This window comes from Streptomyces sp. LBL (assembly GCF_029893585.1).
Classification (GTDB): Bacteria; Actinomycetota; Actinomycetes; order Streptomycetales; family Streptomycetaceae; genus Streptomyces.
On the sequence record NZ_JARXYX010000033.1, the window covers coordinates 77,736 to 104,423 of the forward strand.

At 69.0% G+C, this 26,688-nt stretch carries 20 protein-coding genes and 1 pseudogene; 15 read left to right on the forward strand and 6 right to left on the reverse strand.

Going from position 1 to position 26,688, the window contains the following annotated elements:
* The 5 genes from M2271_RS33065 to M2271_RS33085 all read left to right on the forward strand — a co-directional run bounded on the left by M2271_RS33065 (window position 1) and on the right by M2271_RS33085 (window position 5,599).
* Window positions 1–765: a DUF3710 domain-containing protein gene (locus tag M2271_RS33065; RefSeq protein WP_280891085.1), complete on the forward strand. Its 765-nt coding sequence runs from the start codon at window positions 1–3 to the stop codon at window positions 763–765.
* Window positions 766–1,169: 404 nt separating this feature from the next.
* The gene (locus M2271_RS33070) at window positions 1,170–3,716 is read left to right on the forward strand and encodes a sensor histidine kinase KdpD (RefSeq protein ID WP_280891086.1); all 2,547 of its coding nucleotides are present in this window, start codon (window positions 1,170–1,172) and stop codon (window positions 3,714–3,716) included.
* Entirely contained in the window at window positions 3,713–4,396 is a 684-nt protein-coding gene (locus M2271_RS33075; RefSeq protein WP_280891087.1) for a response regulator, read from the forward strand. Before M2271_RS33070 ends, M2271_RS33075 begins: the two co-directional genes overlap by 4 nt.
* 45 nt (window positions 4,397–4,441) lie before the next feature.
* Window positions 4,442–4,840 carry an OB-fold nucleic acid binding domain-containing protein gene (locus M2271_RS33080; RefSeq protein WP_280891088.1) on the forward strand — a complete coding sequence of 133 codons (399 nt, stop codon included), beginning with the start codon at window positions 4,442–4,444 and terminating at the stop codon, window positions 4,838–4,840.
* 3 nt (window positions 4,841–4,843) lie between these two features.
* Window positions 4,844–5,599, forward strand: coding sequence for a DUF3159 domain-containing protein (locus M2271_RS33085; protein ID WP_280891089.1), 756 nt, complete (start codon window positions 4,844–4,846; stop codon window positions 5,597–5,599).
* A gap of 243 nt (window positions 5,600–5,842) precedes the next feature.
* Here M2271_RS33085 and M2271_RS33090 read toward each other — a convergent pair whose 3' ends face one another.
* Together M2271_RS33090 and M2271_RS33095 are read right to left on the reverse strand one after the other, a co-directional pair.
* Entirely contained in the window at window positions 5,843–6,520 is a 678-nt protein-coding gene (locus M2271_RS33090; RefSeq protein ID WP_280891090.1) for a TrkA family potassium uptake protein, read from the reverse strand.
* Window positions 6,520–7,191, reverse strand: coding sequence for a TrkA family potassium uptake protein (locus tag M2271_RS33095; protein ID WP_280891091.1), 672 nt, complete (start codon window positions 7,189–7,191; stop codon window positions 6,520–6,522). Before M2271_RS33095 ends, M2271_RS33090 begins: the two co-directional genes overlap by 1 nt.
* Window positions 7,192–7,647: 456 nt before the next feature.
* Between M2271_RS33095 and M2271_RS33100 the strand changes: the two genes are divergently transcribed.
* The 3 genes and pseudogenes from M2271_RS33100 to M2271_RS42630 form a co-directional block, all read left to right on the forward strand.
* Window positions 7,648–9,696 (forward strand): APC family permease, encoded by a 2,049-nt coding sequence (locus tag M2271_RS33100; RefSeq protein WP_280891092.1) that lies wholly within the window; start codon window positions 7,648–7,650, stop codon window positions 9,694–9,696.
* Window positions 9,697–9,797: 101 nt separating this feature from the next.
* Entirely contained in the window at window positions 9,798–11,150 is a 1,353-nt protein-coding gene (locus tag M2271_RS33105) for a class I SAM-dependent RNA methyltransferase (RefSeq protein ID WP_280891093.1), read from the forward strand.
* A gap of 428 nt (window positions 11,151–11,578) precedes the next feature.
* A pseudogene (locus tag M2271_RS42630) lies at window positions 11,579–12,085 on the forward strand (DUF4158 domain-containing protein); the annotation flags it as partial.
* A gap of 267 nt (window positions 12,086–12,352) precedes the next feature.
* Here the strand turns inward: M2271_RS42630 and M2271_RS33120 are convergent.
* Complete coding sequence (locus M2271_RS33120) at window positions 12,353–12,904, reverse strand: EF-hand domain-containing protein (RefSeq protein WP_280891094.1); 552 nt, start codon at window positions 12,902–12,904, stop codon at window positions 12,353–12,355.
* 135 nt (window positions 12,905–13,039) lie between these two features.
* Complete coding sequence (locus tag M2271_RS33125) at window positions 13,040–15,337, reverse strand: molybdopterin-dependent oxidoreductase (protein ID WP_280891095.1); 2,298 nt, start codon at window positions 15,335–15,337, stop codon at window positions 13,040–13,042.
* Between the two features lie 212 nt (window positions 15,338–15,549).
* Between M2271_RS33125 and M2271_RS33130 the strand changes: the two genes are divergently transcribed.
* Window positions 15,550–15,696, forward strand: a complete 147-nt coding sequence (locus tag M2271_RS33130) for a hypothetical protein (RefSeq protein WP_266647782.1) — start codon at window positions 15,550–15,552, stop codon at window positions 15,694–15,696.
* An 80-nt stretch (window positions 15,697–15,776) separates the two neighbouring features.
* On the opposite strand, the gene M2271_RS33135 is transcribed toward M2271_RS33130, so the two are convergent.
* A complete protein-coding gene (locus M2271_RS33135) occupies window positions 15,777–15,971 on the reverse strand; it encodes a hypothetical protein (RefSeq protein WP_280891096.1) in 195 nt (64 codons plus the stop codon).
* Between the two features lie 157 nt (window positions 15,972–16,128).
* Between M2271_RS33135 and M2271_RS33140 the strand changes: the two genes are divergently transcribed.
* The 6 genes from M2271_RS33140 (at window position 16,129) to M2271_RS33165 (ending at window position 23,844) form a co-directional block, all read left to right on the forward strand.
* Window positions 16,129–16,734, forward strand: a complete 606-nt coding sequence (locus M2271_RS33140) for an ABC transporter ATP-binding protein (RefSeq protein ID WP_280891097.1) — start codon at window positions 16,129–16,131, stop codon at window positions 16,732–16,734.
* Window positions 16,731–17,555 carry an ABC transporter permease gene (locus tag M2271_RS33145; protein WP_280891098.1) on the forward strand — a complete coding sequence of 275 codons (825 nt, stop codon included), beginning with the start codon at window positions 16,731–16,733 and terminating at the stop codon, window positions 17,553–17,555. The genes M2271_RS33140 and M2271_RS33145 overlap by 4 nt, the downstream gene beginning before the upstream one ends.
* A gap of 51 nt (window positions 17,556–17,606) precedes the next feature.
* On the forward strand, window positions 17,607–19,448 hold the full coding sequence (uppS, locus tag M2271_RS33150; protein ID WP_280891099.1) for a polyprenyl diphosphate synthase: 1,842 nt from the start codon (window positions 17,607–17,609) through the stop codon (window positions 19,446–19,448).
* 880 nt (window positions 19,449–20,328) lie between these two features.
* On the forward strand, window positions 20,329–20,757 hold the full coding sequence (locus tag M2271_RS33155; protein ID WP_280891100.1) for a hypothetical protein: 429 nt from the start codon (window positions 20,329–20,331) through the stop codon (window positions 20,755–20,757).
* A gap of 20 nt (window positions 20,758–20,777) precedes the next feature.
* A complete protein-coding gene (locus M2271_RS33160) occupies window positions 20,778–23,138 on the forward strand; it encodes a hypothetical protein (RefSeq protein WP_280891101.1) in 2,361 nt (786 codons plus the stop codon).
* 25 nt (window positions 23,139–23,163) lie between these two features.
* Window positions 23,164–23,844 (forward strand): hypothetical protein, encoded by a 681-nt coding sequence (locus M2271_RS33165; RefSeq protein ID WP_280891102.1) that lies wholly within the window; start codon window positions 23,164–23,166, stop codon window positions 23,842–23,844.
* Between the two features lie 591 nt (window positions 23,845–24,435).
* Here M2271_RS33165 and M2271_RS33170 read toward each other — a convergent pair.
* Window positions 24,436–25,854 (reverse strand): hypothetical protein, encoded by a 1,419-nt coding sequence (locus M2271_RS33170; RefSeq protein WP_280891103.1) that lies wholly within the window; start codon window positions 25,852–25,854, stop codon window positions 24,436–24,438.
* Window positions 25,855–26,688 lie beyond the last annotated feature (834 nt).

Consider the following 26,688-nt stretch of genomic DNA (forward strand, 5'->3'; position numbering starts at 1 on the left):
GTGTTCGGACGTCGCAACAAGAAGGGCGCCGCCGAGGACGCGGCCGGCGAGGCCGAGCAGGTCGTCGACAGCGTCGACACTGAGGCGGACGAGGCAGAGGGCACGCGTGAGCGTGTGCGGCTCGAACCGGAGCCGCGGCCGGACGGGCCGTGGGACAGCACCGAGGTCCGTGACCCGGCCGAGGGCCGGGTGGACCTAGGGGGTCTGTTCGTGCCGGGCGTGGACGGCATGGAGCTGCGGGTCGAGGTCGCGGGTGACGCGATCGTCGCCGCCACCGTCGTGCTGCGCGACAGCGCCATCCAGCTGCAGGCCTTCGCCGCGCCCAAGCGCGAGGGCATCTGGGGCGAGGTCCGCGAGGAGATCGGCTCCGGAATCACCCAGCAGGGCGGCATCATCGACGAGGTCGAGGGTTCGCTGGGCTGGGAGTTGCGCGCCCAGGTTCCGGTGCAGCTGCCGGACGGCACGGGCGGCTTCCAGGTGGTGCGGTTCGTCGGTGTGGACGGTCCCCGCTGGTTCCTCCGCGGGGTGATCTCGGGTCAGGGCGCGGTGCAGCCGCAGGCGGCCGGTCTGCTGGAGCAGATCTTCCGGGACACGGTCGTGGTGCGCGGTGAGGGCCCGATGGCGCCCCGCGACCCGATCGTCCTGAAGCTGCCGGACGACGCGCAGATGGTCCCCGAGGGTGTTCAGCAGCAGGAAGAGGGTTCCCGCTTCGCCGGCGGCATGGGACAGCTCCAGCGCGGACCGGAGATCACCGAGGTCCGGTAGAGCAGGCGTAAGAGGCAGAGCAGGCGTAGGAAGTAGAGCAGGCGTAGGAAAAGGGCCGCATCCCCGAAACGGGGGGTGCGGCCGAGTCGCGTCGGCTTCCTTGAGAGCGGCCTCAGGGACCTTCGCCGGCAGATCGGCCGGCTCGACGCGGCTCCGGTGGTCGTCGCCCCCGTTACCTTCGTGGTCCCCTCACCCTCGTGGTCCCGTCGCCGGCTCGACGGACTGGCGGTCACCCCTCGACGATTTCGCCGTGCCCCAGCTCCACCGCCCGGTCGGCCGGATTCCGCGAGGCGTCAGGGTTGCGTCAAAGACGGCCCCCGAGCTGCCCATGGCCCGATGTGTCGCGATCATTGGCCGTAACGTCGACGCTGCGTGGACAGCAGTGACCGGAAGACAATGAGGCCATGGGACGCGGCAAGCTTCGGATCTACCTCGGCGCGGCACCGGGCGTCGGCAAGACGTACGCGATGCTGTCGGAGGGGCACCGCCGCGTCGAACGCGGTACGGACTGTGTGGCGGCCTTCGTCGAACACCACGACCGGCCGCGTACCGAGGTGATGCTGCACGGGCTGGAGCAGATCCCGCGCGCGGAGCTGGAGTACCGGGGCTCGGTCTTCACCGAGATGGACGTCGACGCGGTGCTCCGTCGGGCTCCCGCCGTCGCCCTGGTGGACGAACTCGCCCACACCAACGTCCCCGGCTCCCGCAACGCCAAGCGCTGGCAGGACGTGGAGGAGCTGCTGGCCGCCGGGGTCGACGTGGTCTCGACGGTCAACATCCAGCACCTGGAGTCGCTGGGGGACGTCGTCGAGTCGATCACCGGCGTACGGCAGCGGGAGACCGTGCCGGACGAGGTGGTGCGGCGGACCGACCAGATCGAGCTGGTCGACATGTCGCCCCAGGCGCTGCGCCGGCGGATGGCGCACGGCAACATCTACCAGCCCGACAAGGTCGACGCGGCCCTGTCGAACTACTTCCGGCCCGGCAACCTCACCGCGCTGCGCGAGTTGGCGCTGCTGTGGGTGGCCGACCGGGTCGACGAGTACCTCAAGCAGTACCGCAGCGAGCACCGGGTCTCGAAGATCTGGGGTTCCCGTGAGCGGATCATGGTCGGGCTGACCGGCGGTCCGGAGGGACGGACGTTGATACGGCGGGCCGCGCGGCTGGCGGAGAAGGGCGCCGGCGGCGAGGTGCTGGCGGTCTACATAGCCCGCAGCGACGGACTGACCTCGGCCTCCCCGAAGGAATTGGCCGTACAGCGCACGCTCGTCGAGGACCTGGGCGGAACGTTCCATCATGTGGTCGGCGACGACATACCGGCCGCGCTGCTGGACTTCGCCCGCGGCGTGAACGCCACCCAGATCGTCCTCGGCTCCTCGCGCCGCAAGACCTGGCAGTACGTCTTCGGTCCGGGCGTCGGCGCGACCGTGGCCCGGGAGTCGGGACCCGATCTCGACGTGCACATCGTCACCCATGAGGAGGTCGCCAAGGGACGTGGACTGCCCGTCGCCCGGGGCGCCCGGCTCGGCCGGGCCCGGATCCTGTGGGGCTGGCTGATCGGCGTGGCCGGCCCGGCGGCCATGGCCCTTCTGCTCAGCACGGTGGAGCTCGGCCTCGCCAACGACATGCTGCTGTTCCTCGCGGTGACCGTGGCGGCCGCCCTGCTCGGCGGGCTGCTGCCGGCGCTGGCCTCGGCCGCGGTCGGCTCCCTGCTGCTGAACTACTTCTACACACCGCCCCTGCACCGCTGGACGATCGCCGACCCCAAGAACATCGTCGCCATCGTGATCTTCGTGGGCGTCGGTATCTCGGTGGCCTCGGTGGTCGACCTCGCCGCCCGCCGCACCCACCAGGCCGCCCGGCTGCGCGCCGAGTCGGAGATCCTCTCCTTCCTCGCGGGCAACGTGCTGCGCGGTGAGACCGGCCTGGAGGAGCTCCTGGAGCGGGTGCGCGAGACGTTCGGCATGGAGTCGGCCGCCCTGCTGGAAAGGGTGAGCGACATCGACCCGTGGACCTGCGCGGGCCGGGTCGGGCTCGGGCGGCCGGTGGAGCGGCCCGAGGAGGCCGACGTCGACCTGCCGGTCGGGGACCACCTGGCGCTCGCGCTGACCGGCCGGGTGCTGCCGGCCGAGGACCGCCGGGTGCTGGCCGCCTTCGCCGCCCAGGCCGCGGTCGTACTGGATCGCAGCCGGCTCCAGGAGGAGGCCGACCGGGCGCGGGCGCTGGCCGAGGGCAACCGGATCCGTACGGCGCTGCTGGCGGCCGTGAGCCATGACCTGCGGACCCCGCTCGCCGGCATCAAGGCGGCGGTCTCGTCCCTGCGGTCCGACGACGTGGCGTGGTCCGAGGAGGACCAGGCGGAGCTCCTGGAGGGCATCGAGGAGGGCGCGGACCGGCTGGACCACCTGGTGGGCAACCTGCTCGACATGTCCCGGCTGCAGACGGGCACGGTCGCTCCGCTGATCCGGGAGATCGACCTCGACGAGGTGGTGCCGATGGCGCTCGGCGGGGTGCCCGAGGGCAGCGCCGACCTGGACATCCCGGAGACGCTGCCCATGGTCGCGGTGGACCCCGGGCTGCTGGAGCGGTCGGTGGCCAACCTGGTGGAGAACGCCGTCAAGTACAGCCCGGCCGACCGGCCCGTCCTGGTGTCCGCCAGCGCCATCGCCGACCGGGTCGAGGTCCGGGTGGTCGACCAGGGGCCCGGCGTCCCGGACGAGGCGAAAGAACGTATCTTCGAACCCTTCCAGCGTTACGGTGACGCTCCGCGCGGGGCGGGCGTGGGGCTGGGTCTCGCGGTGGCCCGTGGCTTCGCCGAGGCCATGGGCGGCACACTCGACGCCGAGGACACGCCAGGGGGAGGGCTCACCATGGTGCTCACGCTCCGGGCGGCGGGACCGCGTCCCGAGGAACTGTTCCACCCCGTAGGACCGGAAAGGCAGGTCACATGACCCGGGTGCTGGTGATCGACGACGAGCCGCAGATCGTGCGCGCCCTCGTGATCAACCTCAAGGCGCGCAAGTACGAGGTCGACGCGGCGCACGACGGCGCCACCGCCCTCCAACTGGCCGCCGCCCGCCACCCGGACGTGGTCGTGCTCGACCTGGGCCTGCCCGACATGGACGGCGTCGAGGTGATCCGGGGGCTGCGCGGCTGGACCCGGGTGCCGATCCTGGTGCTGTCCGCCCGGCACTCCTCCGACGAGAAGGTCGAGGCGCTGGACGCGGGCGCCGACGACTACGTCACCAAGCCCTTCGGCATGGACGAGCTGCTGGCCCGGCTGCGCGCCGCCGTCCGCCGCACCGAGCCCACCGGGGGCGGCGAGGACGAGGTCCTGGTGGAGACCGACGAGTTCACCGTCGACCTCGCCGCGAAGAAGGTCCAGCGGCACGGGAAGGACGTACGGCTGACGCCCACGGAGTGGCATCTGCTGGAGGTGCTGGTGCGCGACACCGGCCGACTGGTGAGCCAGAAGCAGCTGCTCCAGGAGGTGTGGGGGCCGTCGTACGGGACGGAGACGAACTACCTGCGGGTCTATATGGCCCAGCTCAGGCGCAAGCTGGAGGCGGACCCCTCGCATCCCAAGCACTTCGTCACCGAACCCGGGATGGGGTACCGGTTCGAGCGCTAGCAGCGCGGGTACGTAGCTGTCGGTGGGCCCCGGTACGCTTCAGATATGAGTGCTGTTCCTCGTTCCGAGAAGCCGGTGGGCCGGTTCCGGCGCATGCTCGACCGGCTTTCCTCGTCGCAGGAGGACCTTGAGTGCGAGGAACTGCGCGAGGACGCCGACACCACCGGCTGCGTTCGAATAGGAGACTGTCACGACCGCCAGGTCGTCACGGTTACTGGTACCTTGCGCACGGTCACACTGCGGCCGCGCGCGGGAGTCCCGGCCCTGGAGGCCGAACTGTTCGACGGCTCCGCCGCCCTGGACGTGGTGTGGCTCGGCAGGCGCTCCATCGTCGGGATAGAGCCGGGGCGCAAGCTGATCGCGTCGGGCCGGATCTCGATGAGCCGGGGCCGCCGGGTGCTGTTCAACCCGAAATACGAACTGAGACCCCTCGGTAGGGAGTAGCCGGTGACGTCGCTCGACAAGCCGACCCAAGACACGGAGCAGGACGCCCGGGCGGTGACGGAGGCCGCGCTGTTCGAGGCATTCGGCGGCGTGCGGGGCATGGTCGAGACGGTGCTGCCAGGCCTCCTGTTCGTGACCATCTACACGATCAACAAGGACCTGCACCTGTCGGCGATCGCCGCGCTCGGTGTGTCCCTGCTGCTGGTCGTGGTCCGCCTGGTGATGCGGGACACCGTCAAGCACGCCTTCAGCGGTGTCTTCGGCGTGGCCTTCGGTGTGGTCTTCGCGATGATGACCGGCAACGCCAAGGACTTCTATCTGCCCGGCATGCTCTACACGCTGGGGCTGGGGCTGGCGTACATCATCACCACGTTGTGCGGGGTTCCGCTGATCGGGCTCATCCTCGGGCCCGTCTTCAAGGAGAACCTCTCCTGGCGTACACGGAATCCGGGGCGCAAGAAGGCGTACGCGAAGGCCAGTTGGGCCTGGGGGCTGATCCTGCTCGCCAAGTGCGCGATCCTCTTTCCGCTGTACTGGTGGGCCAACACCGCGCAGCTGGGCTGGGTGCTGATCGCGCTGAAGATTCCGCCGTTCCTGCTTGCTGTGTGGCTGACCTGGGTGTTCCTGGCGAAGGCGCCCGCTCCCATTGACGTCTTCGCCGAGATGGAGGCGGAGGAGCGGGCCGAGGAGGAGCGCAAGGCGGCGTCGGCCGAGGAGCAGGGGGAGGCTGCGGGGGGTCGGCACCGTCGGGAGGCGTAGATCCCGGCGCGGCTGCGGGCAGGGCCGCGGGCACGGCATGGCTGGGGGCTCAGTTGCGGGAACGGCTGAGGGCATGGCTGGGGGCTCAGTTGCGGGAACGGCTGAAGGCATGACTGCGGGCCTGGCTGAGGGCTCCGCCCCGCCCCGCCCCGCCCGGCCCGGACCTGTACCCATCCCACCGGAAAGAGTGAAGGGCGCCGCGTACAGACGGGGCGCCCTTCACCTTTGTCATCCCCGGAGGGGTCAGCTCGGTGCTTCCTCGCGGCGGACCGAGAGCAGGTCCTCCAGTTGTTCCTCGCGGGCCTGGGCGGCTACGAACAGGAGTTCGTCGCCTGCTTCCAGTGAGTCCTCCTGGGAGGGCGTGAGGACGCGGGTGCCCCGGATGATCGTCACCAGGGACGTGTCCTCCGGCCATTCCACGTCGCCGACCTGGGTGCCGGCCAGGGCCGACTCCTCGGGGAGGGTCAGTTCGACGAGGTTCGCGTCGCCGTGGCTGAAGCGGAGCAGACGGACCAGGTCACCGACGCTGACCGCCTCCTCGACCAGGGCCGACATCAGGCGCGGGGTGGACACGGCCACGTCCACGCCCCAGGACTCGTTGAACAGCCACTCGTTCTTCGGGTTGTTCACGCGGGCGACGACGCGCGGGACCCCGTACTCCGTCTTCGCGAGGAGGGAGACGACGAGGTTCACCTTGTCGTCTCCGGTCGCGGCGATCACGACGTTGCAGCGCTGGAGCGCGGCCTCGTCCAGGGACGTGATCTCGCAGGCGTCGGCGAGCAGCCACTCCGCCTGTGGGACGCGCTCCACCGAGATGGCGGTCGGCGCCTTGTCGATCAGCAGGATTTCGTGACCGTTCTCCAGCAGTTCGCCCGCGATCGAGCGGCCCACCGCGCCGGCACCGGCAATGGCGACCCTCATCAGTGACCGACCTCCTCTTCGGGACCCTTGGCGAACGCCGCCTCGACCTTGTCGACCTCGTCGGTGCGCATCATCACGTGCACCAGGTCCCCCTCCTGCAGCACCGTCTGCGAGGAGGGCAGCATCGCCTCACCGAGCCGGGTCAGGAACGCCACGCGTACCCCGGTGTCCTCCTGGAGCCGGCTGATCCGCTGGCCCACCCAGGCCGCGGAGGCGTGCACCTCGGCCAGCTGCACACCACCGGTGGGGTCACGCCACAGCGGCTCCGCGCCCGACGGCAGCAGCCGGCGCAGCATCTGGTCGGCCGTCCAGCGGACCGTGGCCACCGTCGGGATGCCCAGGCGTTGGTAGACCTCGGCGCGCCGGGGGTCGTAGATCCGGGCCGCGACGTTCTCGATGCCGAACATCTCGCGGGCCACACGCGCGGCGATGATGTTCGAGTTGTCGCCGCTGGAGACCGCGGCGAACGCGCCGGCATCCTCGATGCCCGCCTCGCGCAGGGTGTCCTGGTCGAAGCCGACGCCGGTGACGCGACGGCCCCCGAACCCGGAGCCCAGTCGTCGGAAGGCGGTGGGGTCCTGGTCGACCACGGCGACCGTGTGCCCCTGTTGCTCCAGGGTCTGGGCGAGAGCGGAACCCACTCTGCCGCAGCCCATGATGACGATGTGCACGACCGTCCTTCCGGTGTCAAGAGTTACTGCTCAGCCACATCAGGGTCTCAGACCGAGGCCCAAGCTACACACGCGCGGTAGGACGGCGGCACCCCCGTGCACGGTTGCTTCCCCATGCACGGTTGCTTCCCGTGCGTGAGGTTCCACCGGCCCCGCGCCAGGTTTCACCGGCGGCCGATGCTGCGGACGCTGGCCAGCGTCAGGAGCCCGAGGCCGACGAGAGCGGCTGCGGCGCCGATCAGCTCTGCGGTCGCGTGCATGGAACCTCCGAAGGTCGGCGACAGGCGGGGTTTGTCATATAGACATGCGAACGGTCGAGAGTGCGGAATCCGCAACGTGCCCCTCCGAGATTTCACCCGTGAGGCAGACGACGGGACCGGGGGTTCTCCCGCCTGAGCATGTCCAGGGCGGGGGAGGGTGGGCGGCCCCCTGTTCGACGCCCTACGATCCTCTGTTGTGTCCAAACTGACCGACGTGCCCAAACGGATCCTGATCGGGCGCGCACTGCGCAGTGATCGGCTAGGGGAAACGCTCCTGCCGAAGCGCATCGCCCTCCCGGTCTTCGCCTCCGACCCGCTCTCCTCCGTGGCGTACGCGCCGGGAGAGGTGCTGCTGGTCCTCTCCATCGCGGGCGTGTCGGCGTACCACTTCAGCCCCTGGATCGCCGTCGCGGTCGTCGTGCTGATGTTCACCGTGGTCGCCTCCTACCGACAGAACGTGCACGCTTACCCGAGCGGCGGTGGCGACTACGAGGTGGCCAACACCAACCTCGGCCCCAAGGCGGGCCTCACGGTCGCCAGCGCCCTGCTCGTCGACTACGTCCTGACCGTCGCCGTCTCCATCGCCTCCGGCATCGAGAACCTCGGCTCCGCGGTGCCCTTCGTCGTCGAGCACAAGGTGCTCTGCGCGGTCGGGGTGATCGTGCTGCTCACCCTGATGAACCTGCGCGGCGTACGGGAGTCGGGCACGCTGTTCGCGATCCCGACGTACGTCTTCGTCACCGGCGTCTTCCTCATGATCGCGTGGGGGGCCTTCCGCGGGCTGGTGCTCGACGACACCATGCGGGCACCGACCGCCGCCTACCAGATCAAAGCCGAGCACCAGGGCCTGGCGGGCTTCGCCCTGGTCTTCCTGCTGCTGCGCGCCTTCTCCTCCGGCTGTGCCGCGCTCACCGGAGTCGAGGCGATCTCCAACGGTGTCCCGGCCTTCCGCAAGCCCAAGTCGAAGAACGCGGCGAGCACGCTCGCGGCGATGGGTCTCCTCGCCGTCACCATGTTCTGCGGCATCATCGCGCTGGCCGCGGTGACCAAGGTCCGCATGGCCGAGAACCCGGCCACCGACCTCATCCACGACGGCAGCCCGATCGGCGCCGGCTATGTGCAGAACCCGGTGATCTCACAGGTCGCCGAGGCGGTCTTCGGCAAGGGCAGTTTCCTGTTCATCGTGCTCGCCGCGGCCACCGCGCTGGTGCTGTTCCTGGCCGCGAACACCGCGTACAACGGCTTCCCGTTGCTCGGCTCGATCCTCGCCCAGGACCGCTACCTACCCCGGCAACTGCACACCCGCGGCGACCGGCTCGCCTTCTCCAACGGCATCGTGCTGCTGGCCGGCGCGGCCACCCTGCTCATCGTGATCTACGGCGCCGACTCGACCCGGCTGATCCAGCTGTACATCGTCGGTGTGTTCGTGTCGTTCACGCTCAGCCAGACCGGCATGGTCCGCCACTGGAACCGCCACCTGGCCACGGAGAAGGACCAGGCCAAGCGCCGGCACATGGTCCGCTCCCGCGCGATCAACGCCTTCGGCGCCTTCTTCACGGGTCTGGTGCTGGTGGTCGTCCTGGTCACCAAGTTCACCCACGGCGCCTGGGTCGCGCTGCTCGGCATGGTGATCTTCTACGCGACGATGACGGCCATCCGTAAGCACTACGACCGCGTGGCCGATGAGATCGCCGCTCCCGAGGGGCCGAGCGACGACATGGTACGGCCGTCCCGTGTGCACTCGGTCGTGCTGATCTCCAGGATCCACCGCCCGACGCTGCGGGCGCTGGCCTTCGCCAAGCTGCTGCGCTCGGACACCCTGGAGGCGCTCAGCGTCAACGTGGACCCGGTGGAGACCAAGGCGTTGCGCGAGGAGTGGGAGCGGCGCGGGATCGACGTACCGCTGAAGGTGCTCGACTCGCCGTACCGCGAGATCACGCGGCCGATCATCGAGTACGTGAAGAGCCTGCGCAAGGAGTCGCCGCGGGACGCGGTGTCCGTGATCATCCCCGAGTACGTGGTCGGCCACTGGTACGAGCAACTGCTGCACAACCAGAGCGCGTTGCGGCTCAAGGGCCGGCTGCTGTTCACGCCGGGTGTCATGGTGACGTCGGTGCCCTACCAGCTGGAGTCCTCCGAGGCGGCGAGGAACCGGGCGCGCAGGCGGCAGGAGTGGAGCGCTCCGGGCGCGGTGCGGCGCGGACCGGCGCAGGAACGGCCCAAGGAGCCGAGCGCGAAGAAGTGACCTGTCTGCTCAGCGCGAAGAACTGACCTGCCTGTTCAGCACGTAGACTGGTGGGCTGTTGTCCGGCTATATCTCACTTGACGTTGTGGAGTCACCCCGCCATGCAGGCAGAACCGAACAAACCGCAGGCGGGACCCTCGGCGGTGTCATTGGTGGGGGAGGAGTACGAGGTCGAGGTCGGCCCCGTCGCCCACGGCGGGCACTGTGTCGCCCGCACCGACGAGGGACAGGTGCTGTTCGTCCGGCACGCGCTCCCCGGCGAGCGGGTCGTCGCGCGGGTGACCGAGGGCGAGGAAGGCGCGCGGTTCCTGCGAGCGGACGCGGTGTCGGTGCTGACGGCCTCCAAGGACCGCATCGAGGCGCCCTGTCCGTACGCCGGTCCCGGCCGCTGCGGCGGCTGCGACTGGCAGCACGCCAAGCCGGGCGCCCAGCGTCGACTCAAGGGCGAGGTCGTCGCCGAGCAGCTCCAGCGGCTCGCCGGTCTCACGCCGGAGGAGGCGGGCTGGGACGGCACGGTGATGCCGGCCGAGGGTGACAAGCTCCCCGCGGGTCAGGTGCCGCAGTGGCGGACACGCGTGCAGTACGCGGTGGACGCCGACGGCAACGCCGGGCTGCGGCGCCACCGCTCGCACGACGTCGAGCCGATCGAGCACTGCATGATCGCGGCGCCGGGCGTCAGTGAGCTGGGCATCGAAAATCGCGACTGGTCCGGGATGGCGTCCGTCGACGTGATCGCCGCGACGGGCTCCCAGGACCGCATGGTGATCCTGGAGCCCCGGCCCGGCGCCCGCCTCCCCCTCGTCGAGCTCGACAAGCCCGTCTCCGTCATGCGCGTCGAGGAGCACGACGGCGGCATCCACCGCGTCCACGGCCGCGCATTCGTGCGCGAGCGGGCCGACGGCCGGACGTACCGCGTCGGCAGCGGCGGCTTCTGGCAGGTCCACCCGCAGGCCGCCGACACCCTCGTCAAGACGGTCATGCAGGGCCTGCTGCCGCGCAAGGGCGACATGGCACTGGACCTGTACTGCGGTGTCGGCCTCTTCGCCGGCGCCCTCGCCGATCGCCTCGGCGAGAAGGGCGCGGTCCTCGGCATCGAGTCCGGCAAGCGCGCCGTCGAGGACGCCCGGCACAACCTCGCCGGGTTCGAGCGGGTGCGGATCGAGCAGGGCAAGGTCGAGGCGGTGCTCCCACGCACCGGCATCACCGAGGTCGACCTCATCGTCCTGGACCCGCCCCGCGCGGGCGCCGGCAAGAAGACGGTCGAACATCTGGCGTCGCTCGGGGCGCGGAAGATCGCGTACGTCGCCTGCGATCCGGCGGCGCTGGCGCGGGACCTGGGGTACTTCCGGGACGGCGGCTACAAGGTGCGGACGCTGAGGGCGTTCGATCTGTTTCCGATGACGTCGCACGTGGAGTGCGTGGCGGTTTTGGAGCCGGTGTCAAAGGGGATCTGACCTGCAGTTTCTCGGGTTTTCTAAACGCGGTCGGTAGTGCTTGAGTTGTTTCCCGCACAGCATGACGTCAAGCGTGTCGTATCCCTCGCTGACGTCGTTTGACCTGGCGTTACGCCGGGTCTTTGCCGGGATGGTGGGGGAGTTCCGATTGCCGTCGCCACGGGTGACTGTCCGCCGTTTCGACGCTTGTTTGACGCTCGTTCTGACGAGCCGTCACTGCAGGTCCGACCGCTCCAGGACGAGCGCCGGCCGCCCGACGCTGTGTCGGCGCGGCTGCGGTTGCGTATGCCGACAGAAGTGGCTGAGCGGACGCGCAGGCCGGGCTTCCCAGCGGCAGCGGCGGACGCGAAGGTCCGCCCGCCGGGTGTCCGGTGGGCGCGGGGGTCAGGGGCACGCGGCGCGGGCAGCAGGTTCTACGCGTCCCGTGCGTGAAGCGGTACACCGAGCGCACGCCGACGGCGTACGAGCACGCGTGGGAGATCCGGGATGCCCACGCATACCAGGAGTACGAGGACGCGGAGTGGTCGCGGCGGTTCCGTACGTTCCTGCACGGGCGGGCGTGGACGCACGCCGACGGACCGGTGACGCTGTTCGACCAGTCGGTGGGCTGGTTGCGCCGTCACCGGGTGCTGCTGCCTGGGGTATCGGTGCTTGCCCGGAGGCGCGGAAGGCTGCGGAGAAGCGGCTGCACGCCACGGTCGCGGGGCCGCGCGGCGGGCGGACCCGGCGTTGCCCGGCGACTTGGTGGCGACGCTGAAGACGCCGGAGGGCTCGCGGTTCTCGGAGCTGGAGCGGTTGCACCGGCCGCCGACGCGGATAACGCGCACCGCGTTCGCCCGCGCGCTGGAGCGCGCGGATGAGATCAGTGCGTATCGGCTCGCCGGCTGAAGCTGTCTCAGTTCCCACCTGACCGCATGGCGGCGCTGGCCCGGTACGACGGAAGGCCACGAGCTCCGCGAGGAGGACATCGCCCGGCTGTCCCCGCTCAAGCACGCGACCTGAAACTGCTCGACCGCTACAGCTTCACCGCCTCGACCTCGGCCGCCGGGCCCTGCGCCCGCTGCGCGACCGGGACGCGCCGGAGCTGGACGAGAACGACGAGTCGTCCGCCGACCGACGGGGCGCGCCAGGGAGTGCCCGGCCTGGGGCCTCGACGCCGACCGCCCACACAGCAGTGGTGTGGGCGGTCGGATCCCGGGCTGTCAGGCCGTGACCCTGCCGAAGAGGTGGTTGGCAGGAGCGTCCGGGTCGTTGCCGTAGAAGAACTCGGTGAGGGCCTGGTGGAATTCGGCGCGGTCCAGCCCATCGGAGCCGTCCCTGTCCAGAGCGGCGAAGACCGTGGCGCAGTCCTCGCCGGGCACACCGGCGACCGAGTCGAACATCTGCTGGAACTCGGCCTGGTCGATCTTGCCGTCCGCGTTGAGGTCGACGAGGTCGAAGAAGCAGTTGGTGACCGGCGCGATCTGCTGCGGATAGAGGGCAGGGTCGGTCAGGACGCTCCTGAAGCCTTCGGTCATCTCCCGCAGATCGACCTTCCCGTCACCGTCCTGGTCCATCGGGGCGATCACATTCGTCCAGAACCCGTCCATCCCCTCGATGAGTCGGCGGGCGGTCGCGGAGCCCGGCGCGGTGTCTCGGGCGGCGATGTAGCGCTCGCTCATCGCCCGGACGTCCTGCTGGGTGATGAACCCGTCGCCGTCGACGTCGGCGCCCCTGAACCACTGGCCGTACTTGAGGTCTTGAAGTGCAGTCACGACTGCGCACAGTATTCATCTGATTACGCAATTGCAAAAACGGGGGAGGAGCCTCTGGCAGCCGGGGCGGCCCCGCTGCGCGCTTGACGACGGCGAACTCGAAGAACCTGCCCGAAGAGGCAGGCAGCTTGCGTGTCAGTGTTCGAGGTGTGGTGGTGTGAAGGCGAGCACGTCCGGAAGGGGGCCGTCGTACCGCTCGACGTCGACGAGCGCACTGTGGGCGCTCGGTCCCTGGGAGAGGCGCGAGCACCCTCGGTCGGCCGTGAGGGTGTTCGGATTGCCGTGGCGGTCCAAGGTGCCGCTCTGGCCTGGCTGGGCCGGGTCCCACCATGCTCCGGTGGACAGTTGGATGACGCCTGGCATGACGTCGTCCGACAGGACTGCGCCCGCCAGGCAGCTGCCGCGGTCGTTGTGGACGCGTACGATCATGCCGTTCTGGATGCCGCGGGACGCGGCGTCCAGCAGATTGATCGTCACGGGCTCACGGCCACGGATCTTCGACTTGAGGCTGTGGCCGCCGTTGTCGTACTGGCTGTGCAGGCGTGAGGCGGGCTGATTCGAGATCAAGTGCAGCGGGAATCGGTCCGACAGGCCGGCACGGAGCCACTCCACTGGTTCGAACCACGCCGGATGCCCGGTGCAGTCGTCGTAGCCGAACGAGTCGATCTCCTCGGAGAAGATCTCGATCCGGCCCGACGGGGTCGTCAGGGGGAAACGCTGCGGATCTGCGCGGAGCGCCTCGAAGTTGCCGGGGAACGGGCCCCTCAGCGCCGGCAGCTCAGCCGTGGAGCTTCGCCAGAAGTCGTCGAAGCTCGGCAAGGCCCCGTCGTCGCCGAGGTCGGCCCTCGTCTGCTCGTAGAGGTGTCGGACCCATTCGATCTCGGAGCGTGACTGCGTGAACTCGCCCTCGTATCCGAGCCGGGAGGCCAGGGTGGTGAAGATGTGGTGGTCGGTGCGTGACTCGCCCGCCGGCTCACGGACTTTCGGCATCGCGACGAGGTGGGGGTCGGAGAATCCTGCGGCGAAGTCGTCGCGCTCCAGGCTGGTGGCGACGGGAAGGACGATGTCGGCAAACTTGGCCGTGGTGTTCCACCAGGCTTCGTGAACCACCACCGTGTCAGGGGTCTGCCAGGCGCGGGTCAAGCGGTGGAGATCTTGGTGGTGGTGGAACGGGTTCCCTCCGCACCAGTAGATCAGGCGGAGCTCGGGCAAGGTCAGGCGCTGGCCGTCGTAGTCGATGGTCTTGCCCGCATGCAGCAGGGTGTCGGCGATCCGTGCGACAGGGATGAAATCCGCGACAGGGTTGGGAACCCGGGGAATCGACGCCACGGAGGGCCGGCCGGGGGCGACGCCGGTCGCGTCCATCGTCGCGTAGCCCGCGCCCCAGCCGCAGCCGGGCCGCCCCATCGAGCCCGCCATGGCGGCCAGCACGACCGACATCCAGATCGGTTGTTCGCCGTGGTCCGCCCGTTGTATCGCGTAGTTGACCATGATGAGCGAACGCTGCGTGGACAGGCGGCGAGCCAGTTCGGTGATCGTGTCCCGGCTCATGCCCGTGATCCTCGCTGCCCAGGCAGCATCCTTGGCAACGCCGTCGGATTCGCCGGTCAAGTAGGAGGCGAAGCGGTCGAACCCGACGCAGCAACGGCGAAGGAAGTCCTCGTCGTGCCAGCCGTTGACCAGCATGGTGTGTGCGATGCCGAGCATCGCGGCGGTGTCGGTGTTGGGGATGACGGGCAGCCACTCGGCGTCGAGGAAGCCGGCGGTGTCGCTGCGAATAGGGCTGATGTTCACGAACCGCACCCCGGCCGCACGGCACTTTCGCTGAAGGTCCTGCGTCTGGTGTCTGGCCAGTCCGCCGGGGTTGATCTGGCTGTTCTTGAGGGCCAGCCCTCCGAACGCCACCACAAGCTCACAGTTCTCGGCGATCTCGTCCCACATCGGCATCCGGGACTGGTAGCTCCACGGAGCTCCGCCGATCACATGGGGGAGGATGACCTCCAAGGCCGCGGTGCTGTACGTGTTGCGAGAGTCGGTGTATCCCCCGCCCAACGCCAGGAACCGGTGGAGTTGGCCCTGCGCGTTGTGGAACGCGCCCGCACTCGCCCAGCCGTAGGAGCCGCCGAACACGGCGCTGTCTCCATGCTGTGAACGCACTCGGCGCAGTTCCTCGCTCACCAGGGTGATCGCGTCGTCCCAGCTCACCTCCACGAAGGCGTCCGCGCCCCTGGCCGTGTCGTGGGCGCGCGGCAGGCCGTTCAGCCAGCCCTTGCGCACCGCGGGGCGCAACACGCGGGCGCTGTCGTCGGCGGCTGTCACCATTCCGGGTCCGATAGGCGACGGCGCGGGGTCATCGCCCCTCGGCTCGATTCGCACCAGCCGACCGGAATCAACCACCGCGACAAAACTGCCCCAGTGCGTCGCAACCGACATGTGTCGTTCCACGATGCATCAACTCCGTCTCTGAAGTTCCCCGGCTCTAGGACAGCGGCCACTTATGTCACAGTGGCTCCACGTCAGTTGACGGGCCGCAGGACACAGACTCCCCCTGCGGCCCGCTGCCCAACCCTGCACGTGCACGACCCTTCCAACGGCCGCACAGAAGCGCCGTCCGCGTCGACTCGCCTCAGGGAGCATGTGTCGTCATGGGCTGGCAATACGTCCGGGACACCGGCGGCACGGTATCCATCCCGACCTCCCGAGATCTCCCCGTCGGCAGCTACCAGCTGTGGATTCAGACGAACGACGGCTACGTCCCCCTCGCCGGCCCCTACGACCTGAAGATCGTCTGACAGACCGCCGAAACCTGCGGCGACCGGCAGCCGCTCCCGCTGTGTTGCTCTCCTGGCTGCGGCGCGGGCGCACCTCGTCCTCAGCCGCGTTCACCCATGGCCACCGGCATGACCGGGGCGGTGACGCGGCCGGCGGCGCCTCCCTGGAGGCGGTCCAAGGCGGCGGCGATCCCCTCGTGGGGCAGGGCTGCGCCGAGCCCGAGGCTCTCGGCCATGGGCAGGAGCTCACGGTCGGTGGTGCGCTCGACGAGGCTGTACGCGTGCTGGATGCCCACGATCGGGGCCCAGTTCTTCAGGTCCGCGAGGGTTACCGCCCAGGGTGCAGTCGTGAGCTTGGAGGCATCCCGTCTTACGGGGCCCGTTTCTCTCCCCCAACGCATTCGTTGTCGCAGTGGATGACCGTCGTCGAGGGTGCCGTCTGGGGCTGTACTGGTGGAAGTCATTGATGTGCACCACTGCTACGGGAAACGGCGCGTGCTGCGGGGAGTCGATCTGCGACTGCCGGCAGGGGCGCTGACCGGCGTTGTGGGAGAAAACGGTGCAGGCAAGTCCACCTTGCTGAAGATCCTGGCTGGGGAGCTTCGGCCGTCCGGTGGCCAGGTTCGACACGCCGGCCGGTTTGGATACTGCCCGCAGCAGGTGGTGCTCAACGACGCGCTGACCGTGCGCCAGCACCTCGCCTTACTCCGGGCGGCGTTCCGGCTGGGTGACCTGCGGCACGCTCAGGAGGTGATGGAGGTGCTCGGTCTGGCCGAGTACGTCGATGAGCGGGCCGGGGTGCTCAGCGGTGGCACGCGGCAGAAGCTGAACCTCACTTTGGCGTTGATGCACGATCCGCAGGTGCTGCTGTTGGACGAGCCGTACCAAGGGTTCGACTGGGACACTTACCTGGGGTTTTGGCAACTGGCGGGCCGTCTGCGTGATCGGGGGCGTTCGGTCCTGGTGGTCTCCCATCTGGCCTACGACACCGAGCGTTTGGATGAGCTGTGGTGTTTGAGCGGCGGCCGGCTTCAGTCGCAGATGACAGGTGCGGCATGAGGAATCAGATGATGCTGCTCACCACGGCCACGCGGTACGCGCTGGTGGAGCACGCCCGCAACCGCTTTGCCGTGGTGCTGATCGCCCTGTTCCTGCCCGTGTGGGTCCTGCTGGCTCACGCCGCGATTCCCGATACCCCGGCCCGTCTGCATCTGCGGGCCACCGGGGAACTGCTGGCTCCTCGGGGTAACGAGATCACAGCGATCAGCGGCGCTCTCAACGCCGTCACTCTGATCACTGGTTTCCTCATGTTCGCTGCGACCTTCACCAGCAGCGGCTTCGACCGGCGCCTGGCCATGGCCGGCTATCCCCGCACACACCTGGTCGTGGCGAAGGTCGTGGCGCTCAGCTTCGTCTGCGCCCTGATCGCCGCATACGCCACCGCGGTGACCTGCCTGACCTGGACACCCCGCCAGCCGGTGCTGCTGACCACGGCGTTCTTCTGCGCCGGACTGACCTATGGCGTGCTAGGGGTCGGCTTCGGTGCGCTGCTGCGCCGCGAGGTCGAGGGCATGTTCGCCATCGTGATGACCAGCATCGTGGATCTTCTGCTGCAAAACCCGATCATGAGTTCTGGTGCGGGCAGCACGATCACGCGGCTCCTGCCGTCCTACGGCGCCATGCAGGCGGCCACCGCCGCAGGTTTCTCCTCCGTCTCGGTACCCCGGTACGTGCTCTGGCAGCTGGCCTGGTTCACTGCGGCGGCACTGCTGGGCCTGCTCGCCTTCCACCGGCGTACCCGCACCACCCTGACGGTGACACCGCACGGGCCTGTGCCGGAGCAGTCCGCCCGGCATCAGCAGACCGTTGACCTGCTGTGACATGCGCGACTAGGCCGCAACCGGATGCCTGCTGGCATCGTTGGGCGCGATGTGACAGCCACGGATGAACGCACCTCCCAGGTCCAGCAGACCGCAGTGACGAGGCCGGCGCGGCGCCCGGCGAAGTCGTCCCGGGCGGTGATCGGCAATGATCGGGCGCTGCGGGCGGCGTACCGGCATTGCCGGCAGTGGACCAAAGAGCAAGACCGGGCCGAGTACACGCTGATCCAACTGGTGCCCGCCGCACTGCGCCCCGCCTGCTGGGCCCTGTGGGCGGCAGCCAACGCCATCGACGACCTGGCCGACGACCGTACCGTTCCCCCGCCTGAGCGGGCCGCACGGGTCGAGCAGTGGATCACCGCGTTGGAGGGCGAGCTGATGACCGGGAGCAGCACGGACCCGGTCCGTCACGCGCTGGTGGACACCGCGCAGCGCTGGCGTCTGGACCTGAGCGAACTGCACGATGCGATGACCCTGGTCCAGGACGACGCCCATGGCCGGCGCTTCGCCGACTGGAGCGCCTGGCGCTCCTGGGGCCGCGGCAACCTGCTGCCCTGGTTCGACCAGGTCCGCGAACTCTTCGACAAGGCCGGCGCACCCGTGGCACTGCGCCTGGACACCCAGGAAGTCTATGAGGAGTTCCTTGACGGCTTCCGGCTCACCGACATCCTCACCGACCTGTCCGCCGACCTCGCCCAGGGCGATCTTCTCCTGCCCCACGACGCCCTCGACCGTTACCCGGAAGCCGCAGGCGACCTGGCAGACCTGCGCTGGAGCCCCGCTGTCAGCAGCTTGGTCACCCACCTGAGCGGCCTGGCCCGCCAGTGGGTGACCCAGCCCGTCCTCACCCGGGGTATGCACCCCGGACCCGCCACCATCCTGAACACCATGGCCGACCTGCTCCGCGCTCAACTTGACGCCATCGTCGCCGCCGGTCCTACCCTCCTGCGCACCCCGCCCCGGCCCAGCCTCCTCACCAGCGCCCGCGTCCTCGCCCCCGCCCGAACCCGCGCCGCCCTGGCCTGGACCCTCACCCCCGTCACCGTGCCACCCCCGCACCGCCCAACCCGGCGCGAGGCCCTGCCCGCCGCGCGGGCAGCGCGAAACGGTACGTTCAGCGCACCACCTCCCCACCCCGCCGGGCACCCTCCCCCGCGAATCCCGGCCGAGCAGATGCCCGTCCACGTCGCCGTGATCATGGACGGCAACGGCCGCTGGGCCCAACAACGCGGCCTGCCCCGGCACGCCGGGCACCGAGCCGGAGCCGCCGCCATGCGCGAGACGGTCCACGGCGCACTCGAGATCGGCCTGCGCCACCTGACCCTGTACACCTTCTCCACCGAGAACTGGAAACGCGACGCCGAGGAAGTCGACGCGATCCTCGACGTCGTCCGTGGTGAGCTGACCGACAACCCCTTCCGTGATCTCGACGTCCACATGCGCTGGCACGGCCGCACCGGCAAGCTCCCCACCGACGTCGTAGACCTGCTCCGCCGACGGGAGCGCACCACCCGCGGCCGCACCGGCCTGACGCTGACCATGTGCATCAACTACGGCGGCCGCGACGAGATCACCCGCACCACCGCCGCGCTCGCTCACCACGTACACGACGGACAACTCGACCCCGACCACATCAGCGAAAGGGACTTCGCCCGCCACCTGCCCCACCCCGACATGCCGGATGTCGACCTGCTGTGGCGTACCGGGGGCGAACAACGCACCTCCAACTTCCTGCCCTGGCACACCGGCTACGCCGAGCTGCACTTCACCCCCGACTTCTGGCCCGACATCGACCGACGACACCTTTGGCACGCGATCACCGAATACAGCCGGCGTCAACGCCGCCACGGCGCCGCTCCCACCCCACCGTCCACCACGACATCCGTCTCCTGATCGGAACTGAGTCGAACCCGGTCGCTCGGTGGATCCCGATCCCGACGTCGACGCTGGAAAAGCGTCGTTCCAGGGGCGCGACTGACGCCAGCGGTCAAGTACCGAGAACGCCCGTGCGTTCGGTCCGGTGGTGTCCCAGAACTGAGTATCTGCGTCGTTCTGATCTTGACGGGTGCGCGTCGAACGGGAGTCTCGATCGGGTGATCGCAGCTGGCCGCGGGCATGAGAACAGGGCCTTTCGGCAGCTCGGGATTTGCGAAGCCAGCCGAGATCCAGGACGGCATCAAGTGGCGGGCGATGCCCGGGGACTTCCCGCCGTGGGACCGGGTATACGCGTTCTTCCGCCGCTGGCGCGACCACGAAATGCGTCGGCTGAGGTTCGCTTGTGCAGAACGGTCTGAGCTGCAGCTTCAAGGGCTGGCGCGGGTCTCGCGGGCGACGTGGCGATGCGGAATGCAAAATTTTGACGCTCCGATGACGCTCGAATATCGGAAGTCTCAAACTCGCGGACCTCTCCGGCCCCGGGGCAAGGACTCCGGTTCGGGAGTCCGACTGCACCTCGCCAGCGGCGGCGCGTGCTGCTACGTCGTCGCACGCACCTTGGACCCGAGAGCGTGGCCCGACCGGGCCGTGAGGGGGCCTCACCGGTGACGACGCGCTGACGGGCGCGGGCTGTGGGCGTACGACGGGTGAGTGTCTTGCGGGGTGTGCCCTGAGTGGCCGATGACCCTTCCGGAATTCGATCGTTGTCGTCCGGGCTTCGGGGAATCAACTACCGGCCGCCCCATGGGCGGGTGATGATACAAGTGACAGGTGATCAGGTCGGTGGCCCTGCGAGTACGGTGGAGTGGCCTGCCCGGATGGACTTGGGGGAGGAATCATGACGTTCGACCAAGAATGGGCCGAACTGCGCGCGGCGGCGGCCAAGCGCACTGCCATGCAGATCAACAGCATTCCGGCCGACGGCGGCGGAGGCGGTGGGGGGAACGACCTGGTGGTCAATCGGGACGACCTCGGCGCTATCGGTAATGAGGCATATGACCTGCTGGGTCGGCTGGCGAAGGAGGGCGACATCGCCCGTTCCTCCACGTTCGACGCGGCGACGGCGCTGACCAACGGGAACTTCGTGAGCGGTTCGGCCGTGCTGAAGGTGCATGACTTCTGGCAGACCCACCTGAAGACGCTTCTGGACGCCTGCGCGCAGATTTCGAATCACCTCGATTACAGCAAGGCCCAGCACGCCAAGGACGAGGCGAAGATCGAGGGAGATCTGACGCGGATCTCCGTGCTCACGGAATACATGAAATAGGGCTCGGGGGAGCGCGCAACATGCTGAAGTACGAGGACATAATCGACGCCCCGGTGGCGAAGCTGAAGGCCGCCGCCGACGACTGGTCGGAGATGGCGGGGAAGCTGGACAAGCTCGCCACCGACGCCGCCGACGGGATGAAGGCAAAGGCGGACAGAGCGGCCTGGGAGGGCGTCAACGCAGGGGTCACCAAGGCGTTCATCGGTAAGACGGCCAAGGAGTTTGCGGACGCCGCGGCCGAGGCCAAGGGTGTGAAGCTGATCCTGGAAGAGGGTCACGCGGCCATCAAGAAGGCCAAGGACGACCTGGTCAACATCCGGGACCACGAGGGGCCCGCGGCTGGCATCCGCGTGGACGGCAACGGCAAGGTGACGGCGCGGAACCCGTTGTCCGAGAGCCCCGCGGCGCGGCACGACCCCGACTTCAGCGAGTTCCAGCAGGAGGAGAGGCGGAACATCGAGTCGTGGCAGAAGAGGATCGACCTCATCGTCGACAACTGCAACGACACCGACCTCGCCCTCAAGAACACCCTTGAGGCCAACGTTGCCGACCGCAAGGACTTCAGCGCTCCGACGTACACGAAGCTGGACCAGGAGGAGGCCGCCCGCGCCGCCGCTCTGGCGGCCAAGGGCCGGGACATCACACACACCGAACTTCAGCAGCTCAACGAGCTGCTGAAGGACAACAGTTCGTCGGTGGAGTTCTCCAAGGGCTTCTACGAGAAGCTCGGACCCGAGAAGTCGCTCGCGTTCTTCGGCCAGCTCTCCACGGACACGTACGAGTACGGCAAGGTCGACCCGGAGCGCCTCAAGGACGTCCAGGAGCTCCAGAAGAACCTCGGACTCAACCTGGCCACCGCCTCCCACGACAAGGAATTCACCGACAAGTGGGGTCCGGAGCTCCGCAAGTTGGGTACGGAGCGCATTCCGCTGGCCAAGCACGACTCCGGCGGGCCGTTCGGATACCAGCTGCTCGGCGGGATCATGCGGTACGGGAACTACGACGCGAAGTTCCTCAACCCGATCGCCGAACACGTGGCGCAGGTGCACCAGAAGGACCCGTACATGTTCGCCGAGAACAAGGTGGTGAACAGTCCGTTCAAGAATCCGTTCAACCCCTCCGGCGTGAACGGGGCCGGCTACGACCCGGCCACCGCCATGCTGGAAGCGCTCGGCAACAGTCCGGAAGCGGCGAAGAAGTTCTTCGCCGACCCCCCGACCGCGTACAACGAGGACGGCACGGTCAACCACGGTGCCACCGCCGACCTCGGAAAGAACAAGGACGGCGAGGCGATCGACAACTACCTCGACTTCTTCGGCAACGAGAAGTGGGAGTCCTTCCCCGACGTCAACTCGCTCGACGAGAAGGAACTCAAGGCGTCGCTCGACCAGATGCCCGACGCCCTCGGCCACGCCCTGGAGGCAGCGACCCTCGGCTACCCGGTCGGGCACCCGGACGCCGGTGTGGTGCGGGACGCGGACAACGCCGCTGTCATGCAGAAGGTCATGGAGAAGTACGGTGCGGACCCGGGTCTGCTCAAGGAGCACCACGAGGCGATGGCCGACAGCCTGGGTGTCATGGGCGCCGGCTACATCGACGACATCAACTGGGCGTTGGCCAAGAACGATCCGGACAGCGTGTTCGCGCCGGGCAAGAATCCGGACGGGCACCTCGACTTCGCGGACAGCGCGGACGGGAACGGGCGGAGCGTCGTCCGGGGCTTCCTCAGCACCCTGGGTCAGCACCCGGACGCCTACGCGACGGTCTCGACCGCGGAGCAGGTCTACACCCGCAGCGCGCTGGAGGAGACCGTGGGCCCGGACGGAAAGATCAACGACGAGGGCGCTGCCAGGGCCAGGGCGACTGTGCGCGTGGGCGCCGAGGTGCAGGGCATGCTCGACCAGTCCCGGGCCGACCAGGTGGAGGCGACGAACCTCAAGACTCACGAGGACTACGAGAAGGCGGTAGCCAAGCGGGCGGGCTGGGTCGAGTTCGGGGCCACGGCGGGCATCGCGGCGGGCGTCGCCTTCCTGCCCGCGACCGCGGCCGTGGGCACGGCTGCGGTGCTGATCCCGCTGGCGACCGATACCGCCAGTGGTGCTGCCGAACAGGTCATCGGCCAAATGGTCGGGGACATGTCCGACAAGTCGGTGGATGGGCACAAGGAGAAGATGGAGGAGCTCACCGACGAAGAGAGAATGGCGATCTTCTCCGCCGGTGAAGCCCTGGCCGAGGCGCCGATGGAGGAGTTTCTGCAGCGGCACGTCCCGGACCCCGAGAACAGCACGTTCGTGCAGGACCTTCGCGAATCGATGCTGATCGGCTACGGGGTCGGCAACGACCGGGAGAACCAGCAGGGCAACCGCCCGGAGACCGGCTGAGGCCGGCGGGCGAGGACACGTAAGGATGCGAATAGTGATCAGTCGTAGGCCGGTGCGCGTTGAACTCCTTGCCGCGGCCGTGGCCGGCTTGTTGTGGCTCGGAGCCACCGGTTGTGGTGGGGGCGGAGATGAGAAGGCGGCCGACAAGGCTGTGGCGGGGACGCAACTGTGCGGTGGCGAAGCCGTGTCCGCCCAGGCGTCCAAGGCGCTGAAGGTGATCATGGAGTCGTCGCGGTTCGGGACGACGGCGGAGAAGTCCACCGTCGCGCGGGCCGCGAGGGACCTCGTCGCGGCGTTTCCGGCCCCCACCGGGGGGCGCGACGACGTCTGCCGCATCTACACAGCCGACGGTACGCCGGATTTCGCGATCCGAGTCACCTGGGGGCTGGATGACGGCCCCCCGACGGGAACTCCGGCCCCGGATTTCTCCGTGCTGAAGATGGGGGAGCGCACCCTGGCGGCGGCGAACAGGGCGTCGGTCCAGTTCGCGTGCCGGAGCGACAGGTTCCCCAACTCGACGAATGCGGCTCACGTCGACATCGGCGTGGAGCGCTGGGGTATGCCGGAGGAGCCCGAGGGTGACGTCGAGGCGTTGAAGGACGCCTACGCGACCGTGGCCCACTCCTTCTCATTGGCCATGGCCAAGGAACTGCGCTGCGAGAAGAACGGCGGGCTCCCCGCGCAGCCCGTGCTGGATCCCGCGTAGCCGCTGACGTATGAGGAAACGACCATGATCAGGGGCCCTTCCACTCCGGAGGAGGGGCCGTCTGCCGTATGCGGTGCGCCACGGACGGGCGGTGCACGGACCTCGTCTCCAGGGGGCGCCGACCTCGCGCTCGCCCACGATTCCGACCCGGTCTGGCTCCCCGTCTGTCCGAGCCTGCGTCCATAGTGAGCGGGAGTGGGCTCGTGCAGGTGAGTTGGTCGTGGCGGCCTCTTCCGCCCAAGAGGAGGGATGGACTGTTGGTCATGACGCTCATTTGACGCTCGTTCTGATGGGGAGTCAGGCGGCTTTTTGGGCAGCTCGGACCCTCTCGATACGGCGAGTGCCGTTTCGATGTCGAGGACTGGTGACGCTCTCGGTGATACGGCCGGAAGCCCGAGACATCACGACGGCAAGGAGCCGCTCTTTCGGGTCTACAGGGCGTGCCTGTGCGGTGTGGGCTGGAGGCCGTGGAACGAAGGCATGCTCCGAACGAACGGCAGCGCGCGCTCCTTGAGCGGATCGCGGCTGGTGAGGAGCCCGGAGCCTGGGCACCGGGGGATTGGCGGTCGGCGTATGCCCTGCGTGACACCTTCAAGACGCCTGGGACGCGCGCCGATGACGTCGAAACAGGGCCACCAGAACCGCGACCGCCACGGCCCCCGCGGCCCACAGGACGGGGTCCTGGAAAGGCAGGGCGGGCGCCGCATCGAGCGGGATGAGGGCGGTGTCGTTTCCGGGGGTGCGGTCGTAGGGGTTGTACGTCCGGATGGTGCCCCGCGCGCCGGGGACCTGTCGGTCGATGCGGATGCGGAACTCGATGGCTGTCGTGCCCCCTTCGTGCCGCACATAGTTGAAGTTGTCGTTACCGATGTCGCAGACGAACGCCTCGCCGGGCTTCTCCGGCCGCTTGCACGCCCACTTGCCGCCCATGTCCTCGAAGATGAACGGGATGGAGGTGACGGTGGTTCCCTCCGGTGGGACCACCGCGAAGCCACCCTGCGCCTCGGAGTCGATCAACCGGCCGGGTCCGTGGTCGCGCAGCCCGAGCCGTACCGTCACGGTGTTGCCGACCCGGCCGTGGACGGTTGCCGTCACCGGCTCGTAGTCGGCCTGCACGGTGGTCTCGACGCTGACACTGCTGCTGCCGCTGGTGAGGCCGCGGTTGGCTGTCGTGGTCAGGGTCAGCGGGGCGTCCGTGCCGCGCACGGAGAGGTCATGGGGCTTCCGGGGTTCGGACGACCAGCTGTAGGAGAGCGAGCCCGTCAACCTCCCGGGAGCGGCGGTGTAGCTGATCGGGGAACTGGTGCGGTACGCGGTGCCCGGTGTGGCCTTCGTGGAGAACGTGCACCATGCCGAGGTGAACGTGATGTTGAAGTAGCAGTTGTCGGGGCGTGAGGTCACCAGCAGACCATCCTCCGCGGTGATGTGCAGGGCGACGTCCCGCTCCGTGGTGAACCGGCTGTGGTTGGCGAACCTGGGGGTCAGCGGCACGGACTTCCCGGGTTTCAGCCCCTTCACCGCTTTTTCCTCCTTGGGAGAGTGCAGCGTGGGACCGCCCACGGTCATGCGGGTGATGCCGGTCACCGGGGCCGCATTGTCGGCCGTGGCGGTGTACGTCACCGTCCCGCTGTCGCCCGGCTCAACGCCGTTCTCACCGTGGAGGGTAAAGGGGGCGTTGGCCTCCCCGTCGCCGTTCTGTACGTTGCCGTACTTGCAGGTGAACACCGGGCCCTCGCCGGTGCAGTTCCCGTAGCCGCCCTTCCCGGCCCGGGCGACGCTCGCCAGCCCCGACGTGTCTACGACGACCTTGACGTTGCGTGCCGGGCCGCCGTTGCTGGGCGTGACGGCGACGGGCACGACGAAGTCATCGTTCGTGGCCACGGTGCCCTCGTCGGCGTTGTACATGCGGAAGGTTGCCGGGGCTTGGAGCCGAAGCGCGACCTCGTGGGAGCCGTCGGCCGCTGCGGGCACCGAGGCAGTGGCGAGGACGGCGGCGAGACTTGCCGCCAAGACGGCCGGGCGTCTCGCGGTCCGTATCCCTATCCCTTGAAGCATGCGGACACTATGCCAGCGGGCATCAACGGCCGTTGCCGCCAGGTTAGGGAGGCGGTCCGGCTCACGCCTCGATCCGGATCGGGGCGACGTCGACACTTCGGGAACCGGAGCGCAGGGTGGGACTGCAGGCTGCTGTGTCCGCTGGCCGCGGCGCGCGGGCCGTCCTCCAGTCGGGGGCGACTGTCGCCCAGCCCTCCGGGCTAGGGCGGTCCTCCAGACCCAGTCCCGCAATGCGTGCCGGTCGAGCGCCTCCGAAGGGTCGGGGGGACCGTCCGTCCGGTCCCGGCGGTGCCCGCGGGTTCTGCCATTGGAACGGCCGATGTCCTGCGCAGTTGGGCGCGGCACGTCTTGCGCACAATCATCCGCAGCCATCCCGGTGCCGGGCAGAAGCAGCCCGGGGCACCCCACCTCGCCCGCCGGCGCCGCACGGCACCAACTCACCGTCCAACGGCGGCCTGTCTCAGCTGATCTGGTCAGCCTGGTGCCTGGTGCCTGGTGCCCGGTGTCCGGCCAGAGGCGGACCAGCCAGTGCTCGACACCGTACGGAAAGCTGCCTTTGGCGGCGCGGGCATCCGCGCGGCCCCTGCACCACACGGCCATCTGGTACGGGCCCGGGGGGATGGTGATGGTGACCGGCGCCTGCAGGCCGGACACGCCCGATGTGAGCGCGAGGTGGCCGGCCGGTACGACAAGGGTCTCCCGGGCGTCAACTTCCCAGGGGTCAGTGCCCGGTCCGTACGGCGGCTCGGCCGTCCAGCACTCCAGGTCCACGTATGGCTCGTGGGTCTC

What these genes read in the sequence shown, in the direction of transcription:
- M2271_RS33075 (WP_280891087.1), top strand. Translation starts at nt 3,713, where the DNA reads ATGACCCGGGTGCTGGTGATCGACGACGAGCCGCAGATCGTGCGCGCC.
- M2271_RS33155 (WP_280891100.1), top strand. Translation starts at nt 20,329, where the DNA reads ATGACGTTCGACCAAGAATGGGCCGAACTGCGCGCGGCGGCGGCCAAG.
- M2271_RS33105 (WP_280891093.1), top strand. Translation starts at nt 9,798, where the DNA reads ATGCAGGCAGAACCGAACAAACCGCAGGCGGGACCCTCGGCGGTGTCA.
- M2271_RS33160 (WP_280891101.1), top strand. Translation starts at nt 20,778, where the DNA reads ATGCTGAAGTACGAGGACATAATCGACGCCCCGGTGGCGAAGCTGAAG.
- M2271_RS33080 (WP_280891088.1), top strand. Translation starts at nt 4,442, where the DNA reads ATGAGTGCTGTTCCTCGTTCCGAGAAGCCGGTGGGCCGGTTCCGGCGC.
- M2271_RS33130 (WP_266647782.1), top strand. Translation starts at nt 15,550, where the DNA reads ATGGGCTGGCAATACGTCCGGGACACCGGCGGCACGGTATCCATCCCG.
- M2271_RS33090 (WP_280891090.1), bottom strand. Translation starts at nt 6,520, where the DNA reads ATGAGGGTCGCCATTGCCGGTGCCGGCGCGGTGGGCCGCTCGATCGCG.
- M2271_RS33165 (WP_280891102.1), top strand. Translation starts at nt 23,164, where the DNA reads ATGCGAATAGTGATCAGTCGTAGGCCGGTGCGCGTTGAACTCCTTGCC.
- M2271_RS33070 (WP_280891086.1), top strand. Translation starts at nt 1,170, where the DNA reads ATGGGACGCGGCAAGCTTCGGATCTACCTCGGCGCGGCACCGGGCGTC.
- M2271_RS33125 (WP_280891095.1), bottom strand. Translation starts at nt 15,337, where the DNA reads ATGTCGGTTGCGACGCACTGGGGCAGTTTTGTCGCGGTGGTTGATTCC.
- M2271_RS33145 (WP_280891098.1), top strand. Translation starts at nt 16,731, where the DNA reads ATGAGGAATCAGATGATGCTGCTCACCACGGCCACGCGGTACGCGCTG.